Genomic DNA, 18,695 nt, shown 5'->3' with positions numbered 1-18,695 from the left:
AGCCAGCCTTTACTTTCTTCTCTGCCCTGAGGAAAAAAGTGAAGACATAAATTAAAATATCATGAAAAAACCTACTTTTTCTAGAATAGCCCAAATTGTCCTATTCCTAATAATCGGACAGCAAATGTTTGCTCAGAACCTTGTGCCATTTTCGCCAAGATACGATCAAGCCATAAAAGGAGACATCCTTCTAATAGGAAACAGTAATGTGGGATTACATGTTTCTAACCCATACAATGGAAATTCTACCAATGATGGAGTAAATGCCGCAGTTTATGTAGATATAGATGGCGACTCTAGTACATTTAACTCCAGTAGTGCAGACTTAGATGTACCAAGTGACGATAGCTGTTATGTTATCGTTTATGCTGGTTTATATTGGAGTGCTGTAGTTGATGGAGACGAGCCAATTTCTGATATCAAATTTAAAGTACCAGGAGGTGCCTATGAAGATATAACAGGAACCGAGATCTACTATCAAAATGCTACTAACAATAATCAATCAAATACATATGCCTATTATCATGATGTAACAGATATGCTTACCGCTTTACCAGATCCGGAAGGCACATATTCTGTTGCTAATATTTCAACTTTAGTAGGTCCAAAACCAAATTCAGAAGGTCTTTCAGCTGGTTGGTCTTTATTTGTAGTTTATGAAGATCCACTTTTGCCAAGTAAGTACATTACTTCTTTTGATGGGTTTACAAAAATTACAAGTTCTATTAATGAGACTTTTCCTGTAAGTGGCTTTAACACTATACCAACAGGTCCTGTACGTGCAAAATTTGCTTTTAGTACAATTGAAGGTGATAGAGGTTATTCTGGTGATTATTTAAGACTTAATGGAAGTACAATTAGTGTAACAAATAATGCTGGTACAACAATACGTCCTGGTAATAACTTTTTTAATAGTTCTGTTTCAGATATTAATCCTGTAACAAACACCTCAGAATTATTTACCAACAGAACACCAAACAGTTCTAATACTTTAGGTTTTGATGCTGGTATCATTAATATTCCAAATCCAGGGAATTCACTTATTGCTAATAATGCAACCTCAGCTAATATTAGTTTAGGTAGTAACTTAGATATCTACTATTACTATTTTAGTGCTTTTGCTATTGAGATTATTGCTCCTAATATTGTACTAACAAAAATTGTTGAAGACGATTTAGGAAATGATATTGGAGGAGAACTTGTAGGCTTAGGATCCTCTTTAAATTATGTGATTGGTTTTCAAAATACAGGAAATGACGATGCTACTAACTTTACGATTAGAGATGTTCTTCCTATCAATATTATATACAATCATCCAACAGACTTAGTCTTACCAACTGGTGTAACAGTTGTTAGTTATAATCCAACAACAAGAGAACTAGTTTTAAGTATTGATGATTCTTTGGTTGAAGAGAATGATCCTGTATACGAAATACGTATTGAAGTACAAGTGGTTGACGATTGTGGTCAGCTAGAAGATGCGTGTTCTAATATTATAAACAATCAAGCTTTTGCTACGTATCAAGGAACTATCAATCCAGATTTTACCATCACGGATGACCCAAGTTTAAGTACCAATACAGGTTGTTTAATTACACCTCAGGCCACAAACTTTTTGGCAGACCTTGACTGTTCTTTTGAATACAGTGAAATTCTTTGTGGAGATAGTTTAGTATTAACAGCTGCTGATGGTTATGATTCTTATGCATGGTCTACTAGCCCAACTGGAACTCCTGTTATTGGAAACTCACAAACAATAACCGTTACTGAAACAGGAACATATTATTCATACAACACAGCAATTGCACCCTGTCAATCTATTGTACAACAATTTAATGTGCAGCTTTTTGGTGCTAACACTACAAACCCTGTGATACCATACGCAGATGAAGTGGTTGTGTGTCCTAATGATGGTAAATTATTACCAAATATATTTTTGTGTGGTGCAGATGATTCAAGAGTCATACAAACTAATATTTCAGATTCTACTTCTATAATTTGGGAAGTACTTGATGAAACAAGTTGTGATGCTGTTTCAGATTCAGATTGTGCCAATGAAAATACAGATTGTGTATGGAATGCTATTCCAAGTGAATCTGGATTTTTAGTAGATACAGCCGGACAATACCGTATAACAATTAATTATCCAGGTGGTTGTTTTGTTCAGTTTTACTTTAATGTTTATGAAAACGTATTAAACCCAACAGTTGAAGCTACCGATATTATCTGTAACACAAATGGGAGTATTACTGTGAATAATGTGCCATCAGGTTACGAATACAGTATAGATGGAACAAACTTTCAATCTAGTAATGTATTTTCTGTGGATACAGCTGGTACGTATACAATCTATGTGAGACAAGTAGGTATATCTACCAATCCTTGTGTATTTACAGTTCCTAGTGTTCAAATTAGAGATCGTGAGTTTACCGGTTCTGCTACTGTAACGCAACCACTTTGTCATGACGATAAAGGAAGTATTCATTTATCGGCTAATGATGTAGATCCTCAATATTTATTTTCAATATCTCAGGGAGCAACTGTGGTAAATAGTGTTGGTCCAATTATGGACAATAATTATACGTTTCAAAATTTAAATCCTGGAACATATACTGCCACAATTGAATCTGAAAATGGTTGTACGTTTACTGAAGACATCACAATTGTTGAACCACCTTTATTAACAGCAACCATAGCTCTAACAAGTCCTCTAAACTGTACCGATGGAGAGCTTACAGTTTACCCGGTTGGAGGAACACCACCTTACTATTACTTCGTAAATGGCGCGACTGATTTTCAGTCTGTACCTCAAATTGTAGTCACTTCTGCAGGACTCTATACTGTTTTAGTTACCGATTCTAATAACTGTAGTACAGAAGTAACAATAGATGTTGATGCCATTTCTCAGCCAGATTTCACAGTAGATGTAACAGATATTGCATGTGCTGATGCTGACAATTCTGGAGCATTAACAGTTAATGTAACTAATGCTAATGGAAATAGTATAGCTTATAGTATTGACGGAGGAGGTACTTTTGTTAATTCAAATGTATTTACAGGATTAGCTGTAGGAAATTATGATGTTGTATTACAATACACTTCTGGCACTGATGTTTGTGAAACAACTCCACAAACGATTGCTATAAATTCAGCAGCTGCTATAGTAGGAACTGCGACATTATCTGCACCATATACTTGTATCTCAGATGGAACTATAACTGTAACAGGAGTAACCGGAGGAAGTTCACCATATTCTTACAGTATTGATGGTGTAACTTTTCAGAACAGTAACAGTTTTAATAATTTATCAGCAGGAACATATACTGTCATTGTAAAAGATGCTAGCGGATGTTCTTCTGCAATGAATCAAATAACAGTTGAAGCGTTAAATCCTCCAACGGATTTAATGTTTGATAATTCACCTGTAACTTGTCCTTCAAATGCAGCAACAGTTACAATTACTGGAACAACTGGTGGTATAGGAACATTAGAATATCAAATTACAGCACCTGCTTCGGCAACAACGACTTATCAAACCTCTACTGACTTTTCAGGTTTAGAACCTGGAACTTACACATTTCAAGTAAAAGATGAAAATGATTGTGTTTATAGTGAATCTTATACCATTGACCCTATACCTACTCCAACTTTAGCTGTTGTTTTAACGGAAGACTTGGATTGTACAGCTTCACCAGATGCGGTAATTACAGGAACTATTACTGGTCCTGCACCATATACACATGCGGTATCAATTAACGGAGGCGCTTTCACGTCTTTAGGTGCAACCGGAACACCATTCACTTATTCAACTGGAACGGCAGGAACATACCAACTTCAAATTACAGATGCAAACGGTTGTACTGCAGAATCATCAATAATTACAGTGAACCCATTATCATTACCTGCTTTGAGTTTAGTTGTTCAAACTCAACCTATTTTGTGTAATGGAGATACTAATGGAGCTATTGAGGTTACAATTGATACTTCAGTAGGCACACCTCCTTTTGTTATTAATGTGAATAATGATACTACTGGAACAGATTTTGGGACACAAACATCTAGTCTGCCAGCAGGTACATATACTGTTACAGTTACAGATTCAAAATCTTGTACTGCAACCGAAACCGTAATCATTAACCAACCAGATGCTATCATTGTAGATTATGACGCTGTGGATATTACATGTGATATTGGAGGAGTTTCTCAAGGTTCTGTTATTATCAACTCAGTTGTTGGAGGAACATCACCTTATAACTATTTTGTAACAGGAACAAATGGGTATTCAAATTCTGAACTTAATAATATAGGTTCAACATCTGTAAGCTTTGATGTTGTTGATTTTGGATTATACCAAATTAACGTAGTTGATGCAAATGGTTGTTCTGTATTAGTTCAAGATGTATTGGTTGCTTCACCTCCAACAGATTTAAATATTGATATTACTGCTACAGTTGATTGTTCTACAGGTGGAGAAGCCGAAGTAAGTATAGGCTCAACTTTAACTAGTGCTGGACCATTTTTCTTTAGTATTTATGAAGGTCCAAGTACAGTATATCCTGCAGGTACATGGTTAGCAGAAGATTCTCTAGGAAGTGAGTCTGCTACATTTACTGGTCTAATACCTGGAGTACTTTATACATTTATTGTGTATGACCAATCTACAAACTGTAGTTATTATGAGCCTGCAACTGTGCCAATTCCTACAAGTTCTACATTAACAGCAACAGCGGTTAGTGCTAATAACATTACTTGTACTGGTAGTGCAGATGGTAATGTATCATTTACAGTTAACAGTATTTATGCTAATGCTGTAGATGTTAATTATGAAATTTTTGATTCTTTAAGTTTAACTTCAACTGGTATATCAAATTCTGGTACTGTGCCAGCAAATGGTTCAATAACTGTAACAGATTTAGGACCATTAGCTTTTGGAAACTATTTTGTTTCTATTAGCGAAACCTCTGGCTCTAATGCTGGTTGTGGTATTGTAACAGTTCCATTTAATATTACTGAATCTGCATTTCTTTTAGAATTAGCTGTTTCAATAGATAACAATGCAAATTGTGAAGCCAATTCTGGTGTTATAAGTGCTATAGGTTCAAACGGAACACCTCCTTATCAATATCAAATAACAACCTCTGCTTCTGCTCCTCTTGCTACTGATACTGCTTGGGATACTTCAAGTACATTTAATATGGATGCAGGAAGTTATTATGTTCATGTTATTGATGCTTATAATTGTATTGTTACTAGTCCTGTTCAAGTTTTAGACATGGATCCAACACCTGCTATTTCAGCAACTATAAACAATCAATGTACGGTTGTAGAAGGTGAATTTGAAATAGACGTGACACTAGATATGGTTGGAATACCACCTTACAGTGTGAGTATTAATGGAGGTGCGTTTCAAACTCAAACCTTTCCTTTTTCAATTTCAAACTTATATTCTGGTACACATACTGTAGCTATAAAAGATATCAATGGTTGTGGTAACACCGTTTCTTTAAATGTTGTAGCTCCTATTGCTTTAACTCCAGAAATTACAGCATTACCATCTTGTAATAATGATGATGGTGAAATTACCATTACAGGTTCTGGTGGATCTGGATCGTATGCTTACAGCATTCTTCCAAACCCAGCTTCTATTAGTATTACAGGAAATGTTTTTTCTGGTGTACCATCTGGAAGTTATACCATAACTATCACAGATACAGTAACCTCTTGTACTGAAGACGTTTCAATTTCAGTTTCTGAAGCTGTATCTCCTGTATTTACATTAACTCCAAATGAAATTACTTGTTTTGGTGACAACTCAGGATCATTTGATATCAATATTGAAAATTATTCTGGAGCGTATACTTATGAAGTATTTAATAGCTCAGGAACATCTGTTACAGGAATTGTAAATGCTAACACCTCTACTAATCCTGAAACAGTAACTGGTATGGAAGCAGGAACATTTACTGTAGAAATTACAGAAACTGATATTCCATTCTGTTCGGCAATCACAAATGTTACTATTGTATCACCATTAGAAGCTATGACACTTAGTGTTTCGGAAACTTCAAACGTAACTTGTAATGACAATGAAGGTACAATTACATCTGTTGCAACAGGTGGTTGGGGAGATTATCAATATGAATTAACAGGTGATGCTACAGTTGCCTATTCTTCTAACGGATCATTTACAGGTCTTTCAGCTGGCGACTATACTGTTAACGTTATGGATGCAGGAGGTTGTATCGTTTCGGAAACGATCACTTTAGAAACACCAACACCTATCAATGCTACCTTTACTCCAAATACAACTGTTTTATCTTGTTTTGGAGATCAAGATGCAAGCATTACTATTACTAATGTTACTGGTGGACAAGGCACAAATTACACGTATACTTTAAATACTCTTCTACCAACACCAAGTGTTTCTGGTCCTCAAACCTCTAATGTATTTGAAAACTTAGGTCCTGGTACTTATTTTGTAAGAATTACGGATGGTTTTGATTGTGAGTTTTCTTCTGTTAACATTGTTATTACTGAGCCAACTCCTATTGAAGCGAGCCTAGTAAGAACAACAACACAAACTTGTTTAACAGAATCTACATTAACTCTAAGTGCTACAGGTGGTACTGGTATATATTCTTATAGTGAAAATGCCTCATTTACACCAATTTTAGGAACTTTCTCAACCTCAACAACGTTTAATGTTTCAGATGGTACTTATTCTTATTTTGTAAGAGACGCTAACGGTTGTGTTACCAATATTTCTAATGAAATTACTGTAGATCCATTACCAACTTTAGAGGTAACCTTACAATCCTCTAACCCAACTATTAATTGTGCTGGAGACAACAACGGATCAATTTTAGCAACTGCTATAGGTGGCTTAGGTAATTACACTTACACGTTACAAGATAATTTAGGAAATCCTGTAACAGCGACTCAAACGACACCTGGATATTTCACAGAACTCTTTGCCGGAAACTATGTAGTGTATGTAGAAAGTGGAGATTGTGAAGCCACATCTGCACCAATTAGTATTACAGAACCAGATGCTCCGATTGATGCCACTATTATTGTAAACAATGTAAGTTGTGCAGGGAATAATAACGGAATGGTTGAAATTACAGCTACGGGAGGTACTGGAACTATTAGATATGCTATCTCACCACAACTCAATCAGTTTTTTGAGACAAATACGTTTGAAAATTTATCTCCAGGAAATTACGAAATCATTGTTCAAGATGAATTAGGATGTTATTTAACATTTAACTTCGAAATCTCTGAACCAGATCCTGTGATATTAAGTATCGTGGCAGATTCTTTCTTCCCTGAAGTTTGTACAGGAAATGCTGATGGAGAATTTAGTATCGCTATTTCTGGAGGAACATTGCCATATAGTGTAAGTTTAGACGATTACGAAGGAGTCTATACAACAGGAAATGCTACACAAACCGAATTTGATTTTACAGATTTAGTTGGTGGAGACCATATTGTGTTTGTTAGAGATGCTGAAGGTTGCGAATCTGAGTGGAATATTACATTCCCAGAATCAGTTAGCATTTTACCAGAGATTTTAATTGAAAACATTTGTGAAAATAATACACAAGGAAATGCGGTTACGGTTACAGTTGATGCTTCTATTGAAGATCTTTCTCAATTAGATTACTCATTAAATGGTGGAACTTATCAAGAAAGTAACATCTTTTATAATGTACCTGTAGGGACAGATCATATTATAGAAGTTAGACATACTAATGGCTGTATTCAATCTACAGAATTCTTCGATATTGAAGCAACTGATCCAATTACCTTAACCTTAACAGAAGGAGAGCTTAACGAATTTATAGCGACGGCTTCAGGTGGTGAAGGTGGATATCAATTTACAATGAACGACGAAGATTATGGTGATACAAATTCTTATATCATTTTTGAATCAGGTCTGTATACTGTAACCGTAACTGATAGCTCTGGTTGCTATGCTACAGCACAAATAGAATTAGAGTTTGAGGATATTTGTATTCCAAACTGGTTTACGCCAAACGGAGATGGTTCTTACGATACTTGGTCTCCTGGTTGTACAGAAAATTATCCGAACCTAACCTACGATATTTTTGATCGCTACGGACGAAAAGTAGCCCAATATCATGTTGGTGAAGTTTGGGACGGTAAATATAATGGCAAAGAATTACCGATGGGAGATTATTGGTTTGTTGTTAAAACAAATGACTCGTCACATGATAAAGAATTTGTTGGACATTTTACACTATACAGATAATAGCAAGAACACAAAAAGATAACATTATGAAAAAAATCACACTATATATTCTTTTTTTGGTCCTTGCACAGAGTTATGGACAAGAATTAAACTTACCTGTATTTACACAATACTTAGCAGATAATGATTTTGTTATATCACCTACTTATGCAGGAATTGGAGATAATCTAAAAATTAGAGCCAACGGATTAACGCAATGGGTTGGGATAAAAAACGCACCTGATAATCAATCCGTTTATGGTGATTTTAGAATAGGAAATCGTTCTGGTGTTGGAATATCAGCTTACAATGATAGAAATGGAAATACAATTCAAAAAGGGGTTAAATTTTCGTTTGCGCATCACTTAACTTTAGATTATAAATCTAAGCAATATCTATCTTTTGGATTATCTTATAACATTAATAACTTTAGAGTAGCTATTGAAGACTTTAATACCACTTATGAAATTCCAATATTAGATCCTGCGATTACAAACGACAGAGGTCTTTCAAATAACAACTTTGATGCTGGTATTTTATACAGATGGAAAGCATTCTATTTGAGTTTGAATGCTAATAACATCATGAAAAAAGATATTGATAAATATGAAGGAGTAGAACCAATTCAATTATTAAATTATCAATTATATACAGGTCTGGTTATAAAAAGTAAGCAAAATAAAGATGTGGAATTTGAGCCATCTTTATTTTTTCAAATGTTTGATAGTGATAAACGTTCTAGCACAGACGTAAATTTTAAGTACAGGAAGTTTAACAGAAAAGGTGATTATTATTTTGTTGGAGCATCTTACCGTTTTCTTAATGATCAGTTTTTTAAACCTTTAAATGTTGGTCCGATGGCTGGAATTACATTTAACAAGTGGTTTTTTGCATATTCTTATCAACTCACCATAAACGATTTATCTGGCTATAATTCTGGTACACACATGGTAACTATAGGAATAGATTTTTTACAAGGTGTAAGCAATTGTGCTTGTACAAGAGGAACGAGTCAGAGTTATTATAGATAATATTTAGGATTTTTATTGCTAGTCTATTTCTAACTTATATCCTACTCCGTGCACATTAGTTAATTTTACGGAGGTATCTGATTTCAGTTTCTTTCGTAGTTTCGAGATATATGTATCTAAGCTTCTACCGACAAAAACGCCATTATCTTCCCATACACGTTTGGTAAGTTCATCACGTTTAATAATTTGATTTGGGTGTGCTACAAAAAGGGCTAATAATTCGCATTCTTTTTTAGACAAAGCGATCTCTTTTTCTTCCTTAACGAGTTTATTTTGTTCTGGATAAAAGTAATAACTGCCTATTTTTTCGCTGACTCCATTTTCTGATTTCAACCTTTTATCTTTTGTTTTATTAAAAAATAAATACCCAATACCTAATAGTCCAAGAAAAATAATAGTAAAAGAAATCAATTGATGGTTTTCAAAACTTAATGGTCTATTTGTAAATTGTATCTCTATCAAGTAACAAGCGTTTGGTAAATGTCTGCCAGAACAAGGAATAATTGTTCTTTCCTTATTATCAGTAATTTGATAGCTATAAGCAACTTCTAAATCATTACATTGTAAAACCTCTACCCTATACTGTTCTGGTAACTGTGCAGATTTAAAACTTTTTTGAATTATAGACACCAAAGTACTTGGCTCAAAAGCTAAAGGATTACTAAAAGATATTTGAAACGTATTTGAGTTTAATTCCAAAACCGGCAATATTAGAGATGTAGAATCTTGATTAGATAACAACAATTGATTACCAACATCTCGCAATGCTATTTTAGTACGCTTAGAAAAATCTTCGTGCTCTACAGAAGAACAAGAAGATAACAAAACAATTACTAAGCAAATAAATATTTTTTCTATTGAGTAAAAGAGAATACGCTTCATATATATTAATGTAAATAACATACAATTCTGTGACAATTTAGAAGAGTTGACAGTTATTTTACATTTTTTTGACACTTTTTGAAATTTTTGATCTCTTACTTTATTCTATTTATAATCAAAAAACGCGCCCAATTAATGTATTAAATAGAAGCTATTAAAAATCTAAAATACAGTCACTTAACACAATATTTAAAAAATTAAAACTATCTATTATTTTTGCTTTAAATAGAATCACTTATGTATATGTTAACAGACAATATAATTGTCTTATTAATTCTTTATTATTCTAAATTTTAAATGTTAGAGTTTTAGAATAATTGATACGTTTAACGTATAAAATTGTAGTTCATCAAATAAGTGACTAAAGGTTGTGACTTCACTGAAATATTTGACTCTAAAAATCAGTAAACTTATATAAACTTGAATCGTATTTTTTAATTGTAAATTCAATGTTTTAAAGGGTTTAAGAAAGCATAATTTGTTAAAATTCACCAATTCAAAGGATTTATATTCAATTAGTCGATTATAAAATTTATTTGGTATTGAAATGGCTAATTTTAACCGCTCCGTATGAATAAACTGAAATTAATATCACTCATTAAAATATGTGCTTTTACCGTTTTTATCGGTAGAGCATATCAGTTGTATTTTTTTGGTGGTCCATATAGAGCTATTCTATGGGATGAGAGTTTATTAACTCCTATTGTCGAAGGTCTTTTTAATTATACATGGTATGACTACGCAACAAGCACAACAGTAGATAGTTGGATAGAAAGATTCACAAAACTTAATAGTTTAATATTCTTAATAGCCGCTTTGTTCAGTTTGTTTTGGGACAAAATAAAATGGATAAAACCAAAACGTTTTATAATGGGATTAGGTCTTTTTCTATTAATCCTTCTTGGAATATGTATGGTAAAAGATAGAAACTATGATTTTCTGCAACTTTTTGAAATGAGCATTCAATTATCGGCACCATTTCTGTTATGGAAAAATATTAGAATAGATTCAAATAATAAAAAATTAATCAATGGTTTAAAGATTGCCATAGGCCTCACCTTTATTCCTCATGGTTTATTAGCTATGGGATTTCCGTATCGTCCTGGTCATTTTATAGATATGACAATTATAATTCTTGGTGTTAATGAAACTCAAGCCACACAATTTTTATTTGTTGTTGGCTTTTTAGATGTTTTATGTGCGCTTTTATTATTTGTTCCTAAGTTATCTAAATATGCATTATGGTATATGATAATTTGGGGCTTTGCCACAGCTTTTGCCAGAATAGTATCTGGTTTTAATATAGATTTTATATCAAGTTCAATTCATGGTTCTGCCTATCTAACAGTTTACAGATTGGCACATGGAATTATCCCCTTAATAGTTCTTTTGCTAGAAATGAACAAAACAACCCCTAAAATACGCGTAGCATGACATATAAATTACATTTAACCTATCTACTACTCTTATTGAGTATTTCTTTAGGTTTTGCTAATAATGATAAATATCGTATTATGATAATGGATGATCCATCTACTACGATTACCATTGGTTGGAATCAGATATCAGGCACTTCACCAGTTGTTTATTATGATACAATGGATCATGGTACAGACCATACATTATACACTAATACTAAAACCGTTGATAGAACAGAATCTTTCAAAGGCATGGATAATCGCTTTGTAAGACTTACTGGCTTAACTCCAAACACCAACTATTATTTTGTTATAAATGATAGCAATAGTACGAGTCAACGTTTTTGGTTTAGAACAGCACCGAACGATCTTAGTCGTTTATCTTTTATTGCAGGTGGAGACTCTAGAAACAATAGAACACCTAGACAAGCTGCCAATCTTTTAGTTTCTAAATTAAAACCGCATGGTATATTCTTTGCAGGAGACATGACGGATACTAATGGATCTGGGGAATGGCAAGATTGGTTTGATGATTGGCAATTAACTATAGCAAGTGATGGAAGAATGTTCCCAATTATACCTGCTAGAGGAAATCACGAAACAGATTCTGAAACTATTTACAAATTATTTGACACACCTAATGCTGATTCTTATTATTCTGTAACATTTGGTAATGATTTAATAAAAGCTTACACCTTAAATTCCGAAATTTCAGTTTTAGGTGATCAAAAAACATGGTTAGAAAATGACCTATCTACAGCTTCTCCTAACTTGAAATGGAAAATGGCTCAGTATCATAAACCAATGCGTCCACACGTATCATGGAAAGCTGAAAACAATAATCAATATGATGCTTGGGCTCAACTTTTCTATGATGAAGGTGTCCGTTTAGTCGTTGATTGCGATTCTCATACTGCTAAAACAACTTGGCCTGTAAAACCTTCAGCTTATTCTGGAAATGACGAAGGTTTTGTTATAGAACAAATTAACGGTACTGTTTACACAGGCGAAGGCTGTTGGGGAGCACCATTAAGAGCAGCAAATGACGTTAAAACATGGACAAGAAACTCTGGATCATTTAACCAGTTTAAGCTCGTATTTGTAGATGCCCTTAAAATAGAATTAAGAACAATCGACGTAAGTAATGCGAGTTCGGTTGGATCAGTTTCTAACACAGATCCATTTACACTACCAGCAAACTTAAATGTTTTTTCACCTTCAACAGGTGCCGTTGTAACAATATCTAATACACCAGATGTTAATTGCCCACCAAGAGGTGTTGCCTGTGATGATAATGATCCAACCACAGTAAATGACGAAGAAGACGGTAACTGTAATTGTCTAGGAGTTGATGAATTATCTACAACTAACGAAACTTATTCAATTATAGCTTCTGGAGATGATGCAGAAGAGTTTATTTCAACTGGAGCTGTAAGCTATACTAGTGGCGATTTAGAATTTGTGACCGATACTGATAATGCAACTAATTATGACCAAATTATTGGTCTTAGGTTTAATAATATTAGTATTCCTAAAGGAGCAACAATTCATCGAGCATATATTCAATTTCAAGCTGATGAGGTAAGTTCTGACGTGACAAATTTAACTTTCCATGGGGAATTAGCAGATGATAGTAATGGCTTTAACTCAAGTTCTTACAATATTTCATCAAGATCACTAACCTCTAATTCAGAAGCTTGGAGTAACGTTGAAGCATGGGATTATATTGGGCAAAACGGATATAAACAACGTTCACCTTATCTTCAATCTATTATTAATGAAATTATAACCCAACCAGGCTGGGAAGTAGGAAATGCAGTAACTTTTATTGTTTCAGGTTCAGGTAGACGTGTCGCAGAATCTAGAAATGGATCTGTAAATAACTCTCCTAAATTGGTTGTCTTTTATAATGCAAATTGTCCAATTACAAATGTAACTGTTGGTACTCAAACTATATGTAATGATATTGATGATACGTATTCTCAAGACTTGATTGTAGAATATGTTTCTCCACCTGCATCAGGTTCTTTAATGGTAAATGGACAATCATTCCCTATTGGTACAAGTCCACAAACTGTAACCCTTACGGGTTTAGCCGCAGATGGATTAGATGTAGATATATCTGCTCATTTTACAGCTGAAGCATGTGATTACACTGTAGAGAGAGCTTTCGATGCGCCTAGTCAATGTAGTTTAGAAGGTCTTCCTGATAATAGTCCTGATGATAATTCAAACTTAGCATTACTACCAGAAGCTATATTGTATGGCTCTTCAACTAATGGTAGAGGAGTGCCTGGAGATATATTATATGATCCAGTTACAGATAATTATAAAACAGTTACTGCATACAACGAATATGGAGTTAGTTTTGGTGAGAATTTAGGAAAGCCTACTGCAGATGAAGGTTTTAAATGGCAAGTAAATTGGCCAAATGTAAAATACATGAATTATGTAACATTTGGAGGTTCTTATTCTAACCAAGATCAAGCAGATTCTATGTGGATTATAAGTTATAGAAAAGATGGAGTTTGGACGACACTTGCTCAAGGTCAAGGTGGCTGGATAGATGACGGAATTTTTGAATGGGGAGGACCAACTTTTGATCCTATAGAAGCAGATGCTTTAAGAGTCCAAGTTTATAGTGACGGCACTAACGACTTAGTAAGCATTCATTTAAGAGGAAGAGGAGGTGTTGCTAATAGTAACAACGACAGTGCAACAACAACTAAAGCCACATTAATTCAATATTTATCACCTGGCAATAGTTGTGGTGTAACCATACCTGCTAACTCAATTTTATATTGCAACGGCTCTTGGATTAATACAGATAATCCAAATGACACAACTGGAACTAAAAATACGATTATCGCTGATGGTACTTACACCATAACTGCAGATCAAGATGTTGAAGTTAATGACTTAGAAATTTTAAGTGGAGCATCTGTTATTGTTGAAGAAGGAGCGAGCTTAACTGTTAATGGAAATTTAGTTAATAATGGTGATCTAATTTTAGAATCTATTTCTACTAAATATTCTAGTTTAATTGTTGAAGGGACAAGTACCGGAAATGTTTCTTATAAACGTCACATAAATGCTTATAGCAATGGTGCTACCGGTAACGACTTAGTGTCATCACCATTCTCAGGTCAAAATTTTGGGGATTTTGCGTCTGTAAACCCTAATATTTATGAGAATCCAAACAATGCTACACAAAAACTATTTGGACCATTCAGTGAGCCAACAGGATCTTATCAAATCTATTCTACAACAACCAATGCGGCTACGACTTTAGACAAAGGTGTTGGTTATAGAGCTGCAAGAGATGCTGCTGAAGATGGTGTTAGCGGAACCACCATTACATTTACGGGTAATGTAGAAACAGGTAGTTTCACAATACCAATAACAGAATCTTCTGGATCTTATAACGGTTGGAATTTAATAGGAAACCCATACCCTTCCTATATGGATTTCACAACTTTCTTTAACCTTAATAAAACACAGTTAGACTTAGGTGCTTATCAAGCAATATATGGATTTGATGGAAATGCGACTAACGGATGGACTATCTTAAATAATCTAAGTACAGGACAACTAATTGCGCCAGGACAAGGATTCTTTGTTAAAGTAAAATCAGGAGGTGGAACAATATCTTTTACACCAGCAATGCGAGTAAAAGGAGCAACAGATGATTTTATATTAGGAAGAAGTTCTAATAATGGTTCTACAGAAGGCTACATTAATCTTCAAATCAACAATACAATTTTAGAAGCCTATAGCACAGCTATTTATTTTAACGAAAATGCAACTTCAGGTTTAGATCCAGGTTATGATGCTGCTATGTTTCAAGGCAATGTACCAGAATTCTCAGTCTACTCTAATTTAGTAGAAAGTAATTCAGAATCATTTATGGCGATTCAAGCTTTAGGAAGTCAAACCATCAATAATACTATAATAGCACTTGGTGTAAATGCGTTGCAAGGGGAAGAAGTCACTGTTTCTATTTCAGAATCTACACTTCCTAATGCTACTAAAGTATATTTAGAAGATAGATTTACCAATACGTTTACCTTATTATCTAACCAAAATTATACGTTTACAGCACCAAGCGATATTTCTGGAATTGGCCGTTTTTATTTAAGATTTGAATTGGAAACACTTGGTTTAATTAAAGAAGATTTAGCTGGTTTAAGTATTTACAAAAAACCTAATGAAAAATCAATAATTATTGAAGGGCAGTTACAAACAGAAACTAGCTATGAATTGTACGATCTTAACGGAAGAGTGCTTATAAATAACGATTTAGATAGTAGTACTAGAATAAACTCTATAGATGTTTCACAATTATCATCAGGAATTTATATCATTAAGTTAATATCTGATACCAATGAAAAACGTACTCAAAAATTAATAATTAATTAAAATTATTTTTCGAAAACGATTTGTAAGATATAAATTGTAAATTCTATCCTATTCTATATGACTAATAAAAAAACCACAGGTTTAGACCTCGTGGTTTTTTTTATTAATTCATCTATTAAACTTAAACCTATAATACTTCTAAAAAGAAATCCATAAGCTCTTCTTTTAAATCATAATGTAGTTTTATATAAGTGCGCATATCCTCTTTAAGCGTACGTTGTTCATTTTGAAGACGTCCATCTATATTTTCATTAAAATCAGCATTATTAATATTAGCTATTTTATTTCTACATCTGTGCATTAGTTTAGAAATGGCATCTTTTTCTATCAATATTCGATTCTGAAATACTTCTAGTTTTTTCTTAGAAATATCACCTTCTACACGAGGCACAATCTCTTCTAGTTTCTCTTGAAACGTATCCATTTCATTAAAGTGAAATCTTAATTCGCGTTTCCAAGTGTCTATATTAAATTTTAAATCGCTTAAATACATTACTTTACTTTGCATAACGGTGGTGTTTATGTGGTTACTAATTCTTGTTCTTTTATTAATTGTTTTTGTATATGACTTGGCACTGCACTATAACTATCAAAACTTGAAGAATAAGTTGCTCTACCTTGAGTTAATGAGCGTAGTTGACTTGAAAAATCTGTCAATTCTACAGAAGGAATTGCACATTTTAATATTTGATAATGTGCTTCATTTTCTATACCTTGAATAATAGCTCGTCTGCTCTGTAACTCTGTCATTACATTACCAATCATTTCATCAGGCACTCGCAATTGCATTTGCTCAATAGGCTCTAATAATTTAGGATTAGCATTTAAAAAGGCTTCTTTGAATGCATAAGATCCTGCTATTTTAAACGAAATATCATTAGAATCTACAGCATGCATTTTTCCGTCATAAACCATAACTCTTATATCTCTAATATAAGAATCAGTTAATGGACCAGATTCCATAACGTCTAAAATGCCTTTCATTATTGAAGGTAAATAACGTTGATCTATAACACCGCCAACGATACAATTATAGAATACTAGTTTTCCATCCCATGGTAAATCAACAACCTCTTTACCTCTTAACGAGAACCCTTCTGGTTCTGGCATACCTTCATAATATGGTTCTATTTTTAGATGCACTTGACCAAATTGTCCTGAGCCTCCACTCTGCTTTTTATGTCTATAATTTGCTGTTGCACTTCGTTGAATAGTTTCTCGATATGAAATTTTTGGTGCTTCAAAACGCGCTTTTACATCATAAATATGCTCTAATATCCATTCTATAGTTGAGAGATGTAATTCTCCTTGTGTACCTATTAAGGTTTGGTGTGTTTCACTATTGTAGCTTAGATCTATAGTTAAATCTTGGCTACTCATACGTTTTAGTGCGTCACTTAACTTCTCTTCTTCCGTGTTACTTTCTGCAAAAACCGCTTTTACTAATCTAGGTTGAGGAAATTTAATAGGTTTTATGGTCCCTGATTTTGGGTTAGAAGCTAAAGTGTCATTTGTTTCTGTAAACTTTAGTTTTGTAGTAGCACCTATATCACCAACAGTTAATTTTTGTACAGCATGTTTTTGCTTTCCATCCATTATATAAAGTTGGTTTAGTGTCTCAATTTCACCAGTTCTCGTATTATAAAGCTTATCATTAAACTTAACTTCACCTGACATTACTTTAAAAAAAGTAATTTGTCCCAAATTAGGTTGATGTACATTCTTAAATACAAAAAGTGACGTATCTGCATTCATTTCTGGTTTTATTATTTTACCTTCAATAGTTTGTTCTGGGTTTAAATCAGCAGCTGCTGGTGCAACGTTATCTATAAAGCCCATTAAACGCCCTGTTCCCATATCTTTTAAGGCTGAAACACAAAATACAGGAAACATATCATGGTTTAACATTCCTAATTTTATGCCTTGTCTTAGCTCATCTTCATTTAGTGTTCCTTTTTCAAAATAAAGCTCCATAAGTGCTTCATCATTCTCAGCTGCTTTTTCCACAAGCTCATTATGTAATTTTTTGGCATAGTCTTGTTGATCTTTAGGAATAGCTAATTTCTCTGGCTTACCACCTTCTGGTCCAAATTTGTAACATTTCATTTTAAGCACATCAATAATACATTGCGCACCATCTATTTTTATAGGATATTGAATTAATACCGCATTATTTCCTACTAATTCCTTGAGACTATTAAAACTCATTTCAAAATTAGCTTTTTCACTATCAATTTTATTGATTACAAAAAGTGTTGGTTTGTGATACTTATCTACATAATTCCAAATGATTTCTGTTCCAATATCTGCTCCATGTTTTGCATTAATCACTGTAACAATAGTATCTGCTACTCGAATAGAAGACATTATTTCTCCTATAAAATCATCTAATCCTGGAGTATCTAGAATATTAATTTTATAATTACGCCATTCAGTATGCAAAGGGGTTGAAAAAACAGAAGCACCGCGTTGGTGCTCAAATTCATGGTAATCCGATATTGTATTTTGCTGTTCTACGGTACCTCTCCTGTTTATTAGGCCTGCTTCAAACAGCATGGTCTCAGACAAGGTGGTTTTGCCAGCACGATGGGTACCAACAAACGCCACATTCTTAATGTGTTTATTATCAAATACTTTCATAAGCTATGTGATTTAGAATGATTAGGTTTCCTTAAATTTTATACCTTTAAA

At 33.6% G+C, this 18,695-nt stretch carries 7 protein-coding genes; 4 read left to right on the top strand and 3 right to left on the bottom strand.

Translation table 11 applies throughout. The annotated features are described in order from the left end of the window. The first annotated feature begins 61 nt into the window (after window positions 1–61). Window positions 62–8,275: a T9SS type B sorting domain-containing protein gene (locus DFQ10_RS05900; protein WP_115816483.1), complete on the top strand. Its 8,214-nt coding sequence runs from the start codon at window positions 62–64 to the stop codon at window positions 8,273–8,275. 26 nt (window positions 8,276–8,301) lie between these two features. Continuing rightward, window positions 8,302–9,285, top strand: a complete 984-nt coding sequence (locus tag DFQ10_RS05895; protein ID WP_115816482.1) for a PorP/SprF family type IX secretion system membrane protein — start codon at window positions 8,302–8,304, stop codon at window positions 9,283–9,285. A gap of 18 nt (window positions 9,286–9,303) precedes the next feature. Here the strand turns inward: DFQ10_RS05895 and DFQ10_RS05890 are convergent, their stop codons facing one another. Beyond that, window positions 9,304–10,167: a winged helix-turn-helix domain-containing protein gene (locus DFQ10_RS05890; RefSeq protein ID WP_245940629.1), complete on the bottom strand. Its 864-nt coding sequence runs from the start codon at window positions 10,165–10,167 to the stop codon at window positions 9,304–9,306. A gap of 570 nt (window positions 10,168–10,737) precedes the next feature. On the opposite strand from DFQ10_RS05890, the gene DFQ10_RS05885 reads away from it, so the two are divergent. Next, the gene (locus tag DFQ10_RS05885; RefSeq protein ID WP_115816481.1) at window positions 10,738–11,601 is read left to right on the top strand and encodes a hypothetical protein; all 864 of its coding nucleotides are present in this window, start codon (window positions 10,738–10,740) and stop codon (window positions 11,599–11,601) included. Further along, entirely contained in the window at window positions 11,598–16,004 is a 4,407-nt protein-coding gene (locus DFQ10_RS05880; RefSeq protein WP_115816480.1) for a fibronectin type III domain-containing protein, read from the top strand. Before DFQ10_RS05885 ends, DFQ10_RS05880 begins: the two co-directional genes overlap by 4 nt. Window positions 16,005–16,131: 127 nt before the next feature. On the opposite strand, the gene DFQ10_RS05875 is transcribed toward DFQ10_RS05880, so the two are convergent. Together DFQ10_RS05875 and DFQ10_RS05870 are read right to left on the bottom strand one after the other, a co-directional pair. Then, window positions 16,132–16,512: a hypothetical protein gene (locus tag DFQ10_RS05875; RefSeq protein ID WP_115816479.1), complete on the bottom strand. Its 381-nt coding sequence runs from the start codon at window positions 16,510–16,512 to the stop codon at window positions 16,132–16,134. A gap of 11 nt (window positions 16,513–16,523) precedes the next feature. After that, on the bottom strand, window positions 16,524–18,644 hold the full coding sequence (locus tag DFQ10_RS05870; protein ID WP_115816478.1) for an elongation factor G: 2,121 nt from the start codon (window positions 18,642–18,644) through the stop codon (window positions 16,524–16,526). Between the last annotated feature and the right edge of the window lie 51 nt (window positions 18,645–18,695).

Source organism: Winogradskyella eximia (assembly GCF_003386165.1).
GTDB lineage: Bacteria > Bacteroidota > Bacteroidia > Flavobacteriales > Flavobacteriaceae > Winogradskyella > Winogradskyella eximia.
This window is presented reverse-complemented; position numbering and strand designations above follow the sequence as displayed.

Excerpts from the sequence above, each read along its gene's own strand:
- DFQ10_RS05900 (WP_115816483.1), top strand. The coding sequence starts at position 62 with ATGAAAAAACCTACTTTTTCTAGAATAGCCCAAATTGTCCTATTCCTA.
- DFQ10_RS05895 (WP_115816482.1), top strand. The coding sequence starts at position 8,302 with ATGAAAAAAATCACACTATATATTCTTTTTTTGGTCCTTGCACAGAGT.
- DFQ10_RS05890 (WP_245940629.1), bottom strand. The coding sequence starts at position 10,167 with ATGAAGCGTATTCTCTTTTACTCAATAGAAAAAATATTTATTTGCTTA.
- DFQ10_RS05885 (WP_115816481.1), top strand. The coding sequence starts at position 10,738 with ATGAATAAACTGAAATTAATATCACTCATTAAAATATGTGCTTTTACC.
- DFQ10_RS05880 (WP_115816480.1), top strand. The coding sequence starts at position 11,598 with ATGACATATAAATTACATTTAACCTATCTACTACTCTTATTGAGTATT.
- DFQ10_RS05875 (WP_115816479.1), bottom strand. The coding sequence starts at position 16,512 with ATGCAAAGTAAAGTAATGTATTTAAGCGATTTAAAATTTAATATAGAC.
- DFQ10_RS05870 (WP_115816478.1), bottom strand. The coding sequence starts at position 18,644 with ATGAAAGTATTTGATAATAAACACATTAAGAATGTGGCGTTTGTTGGT.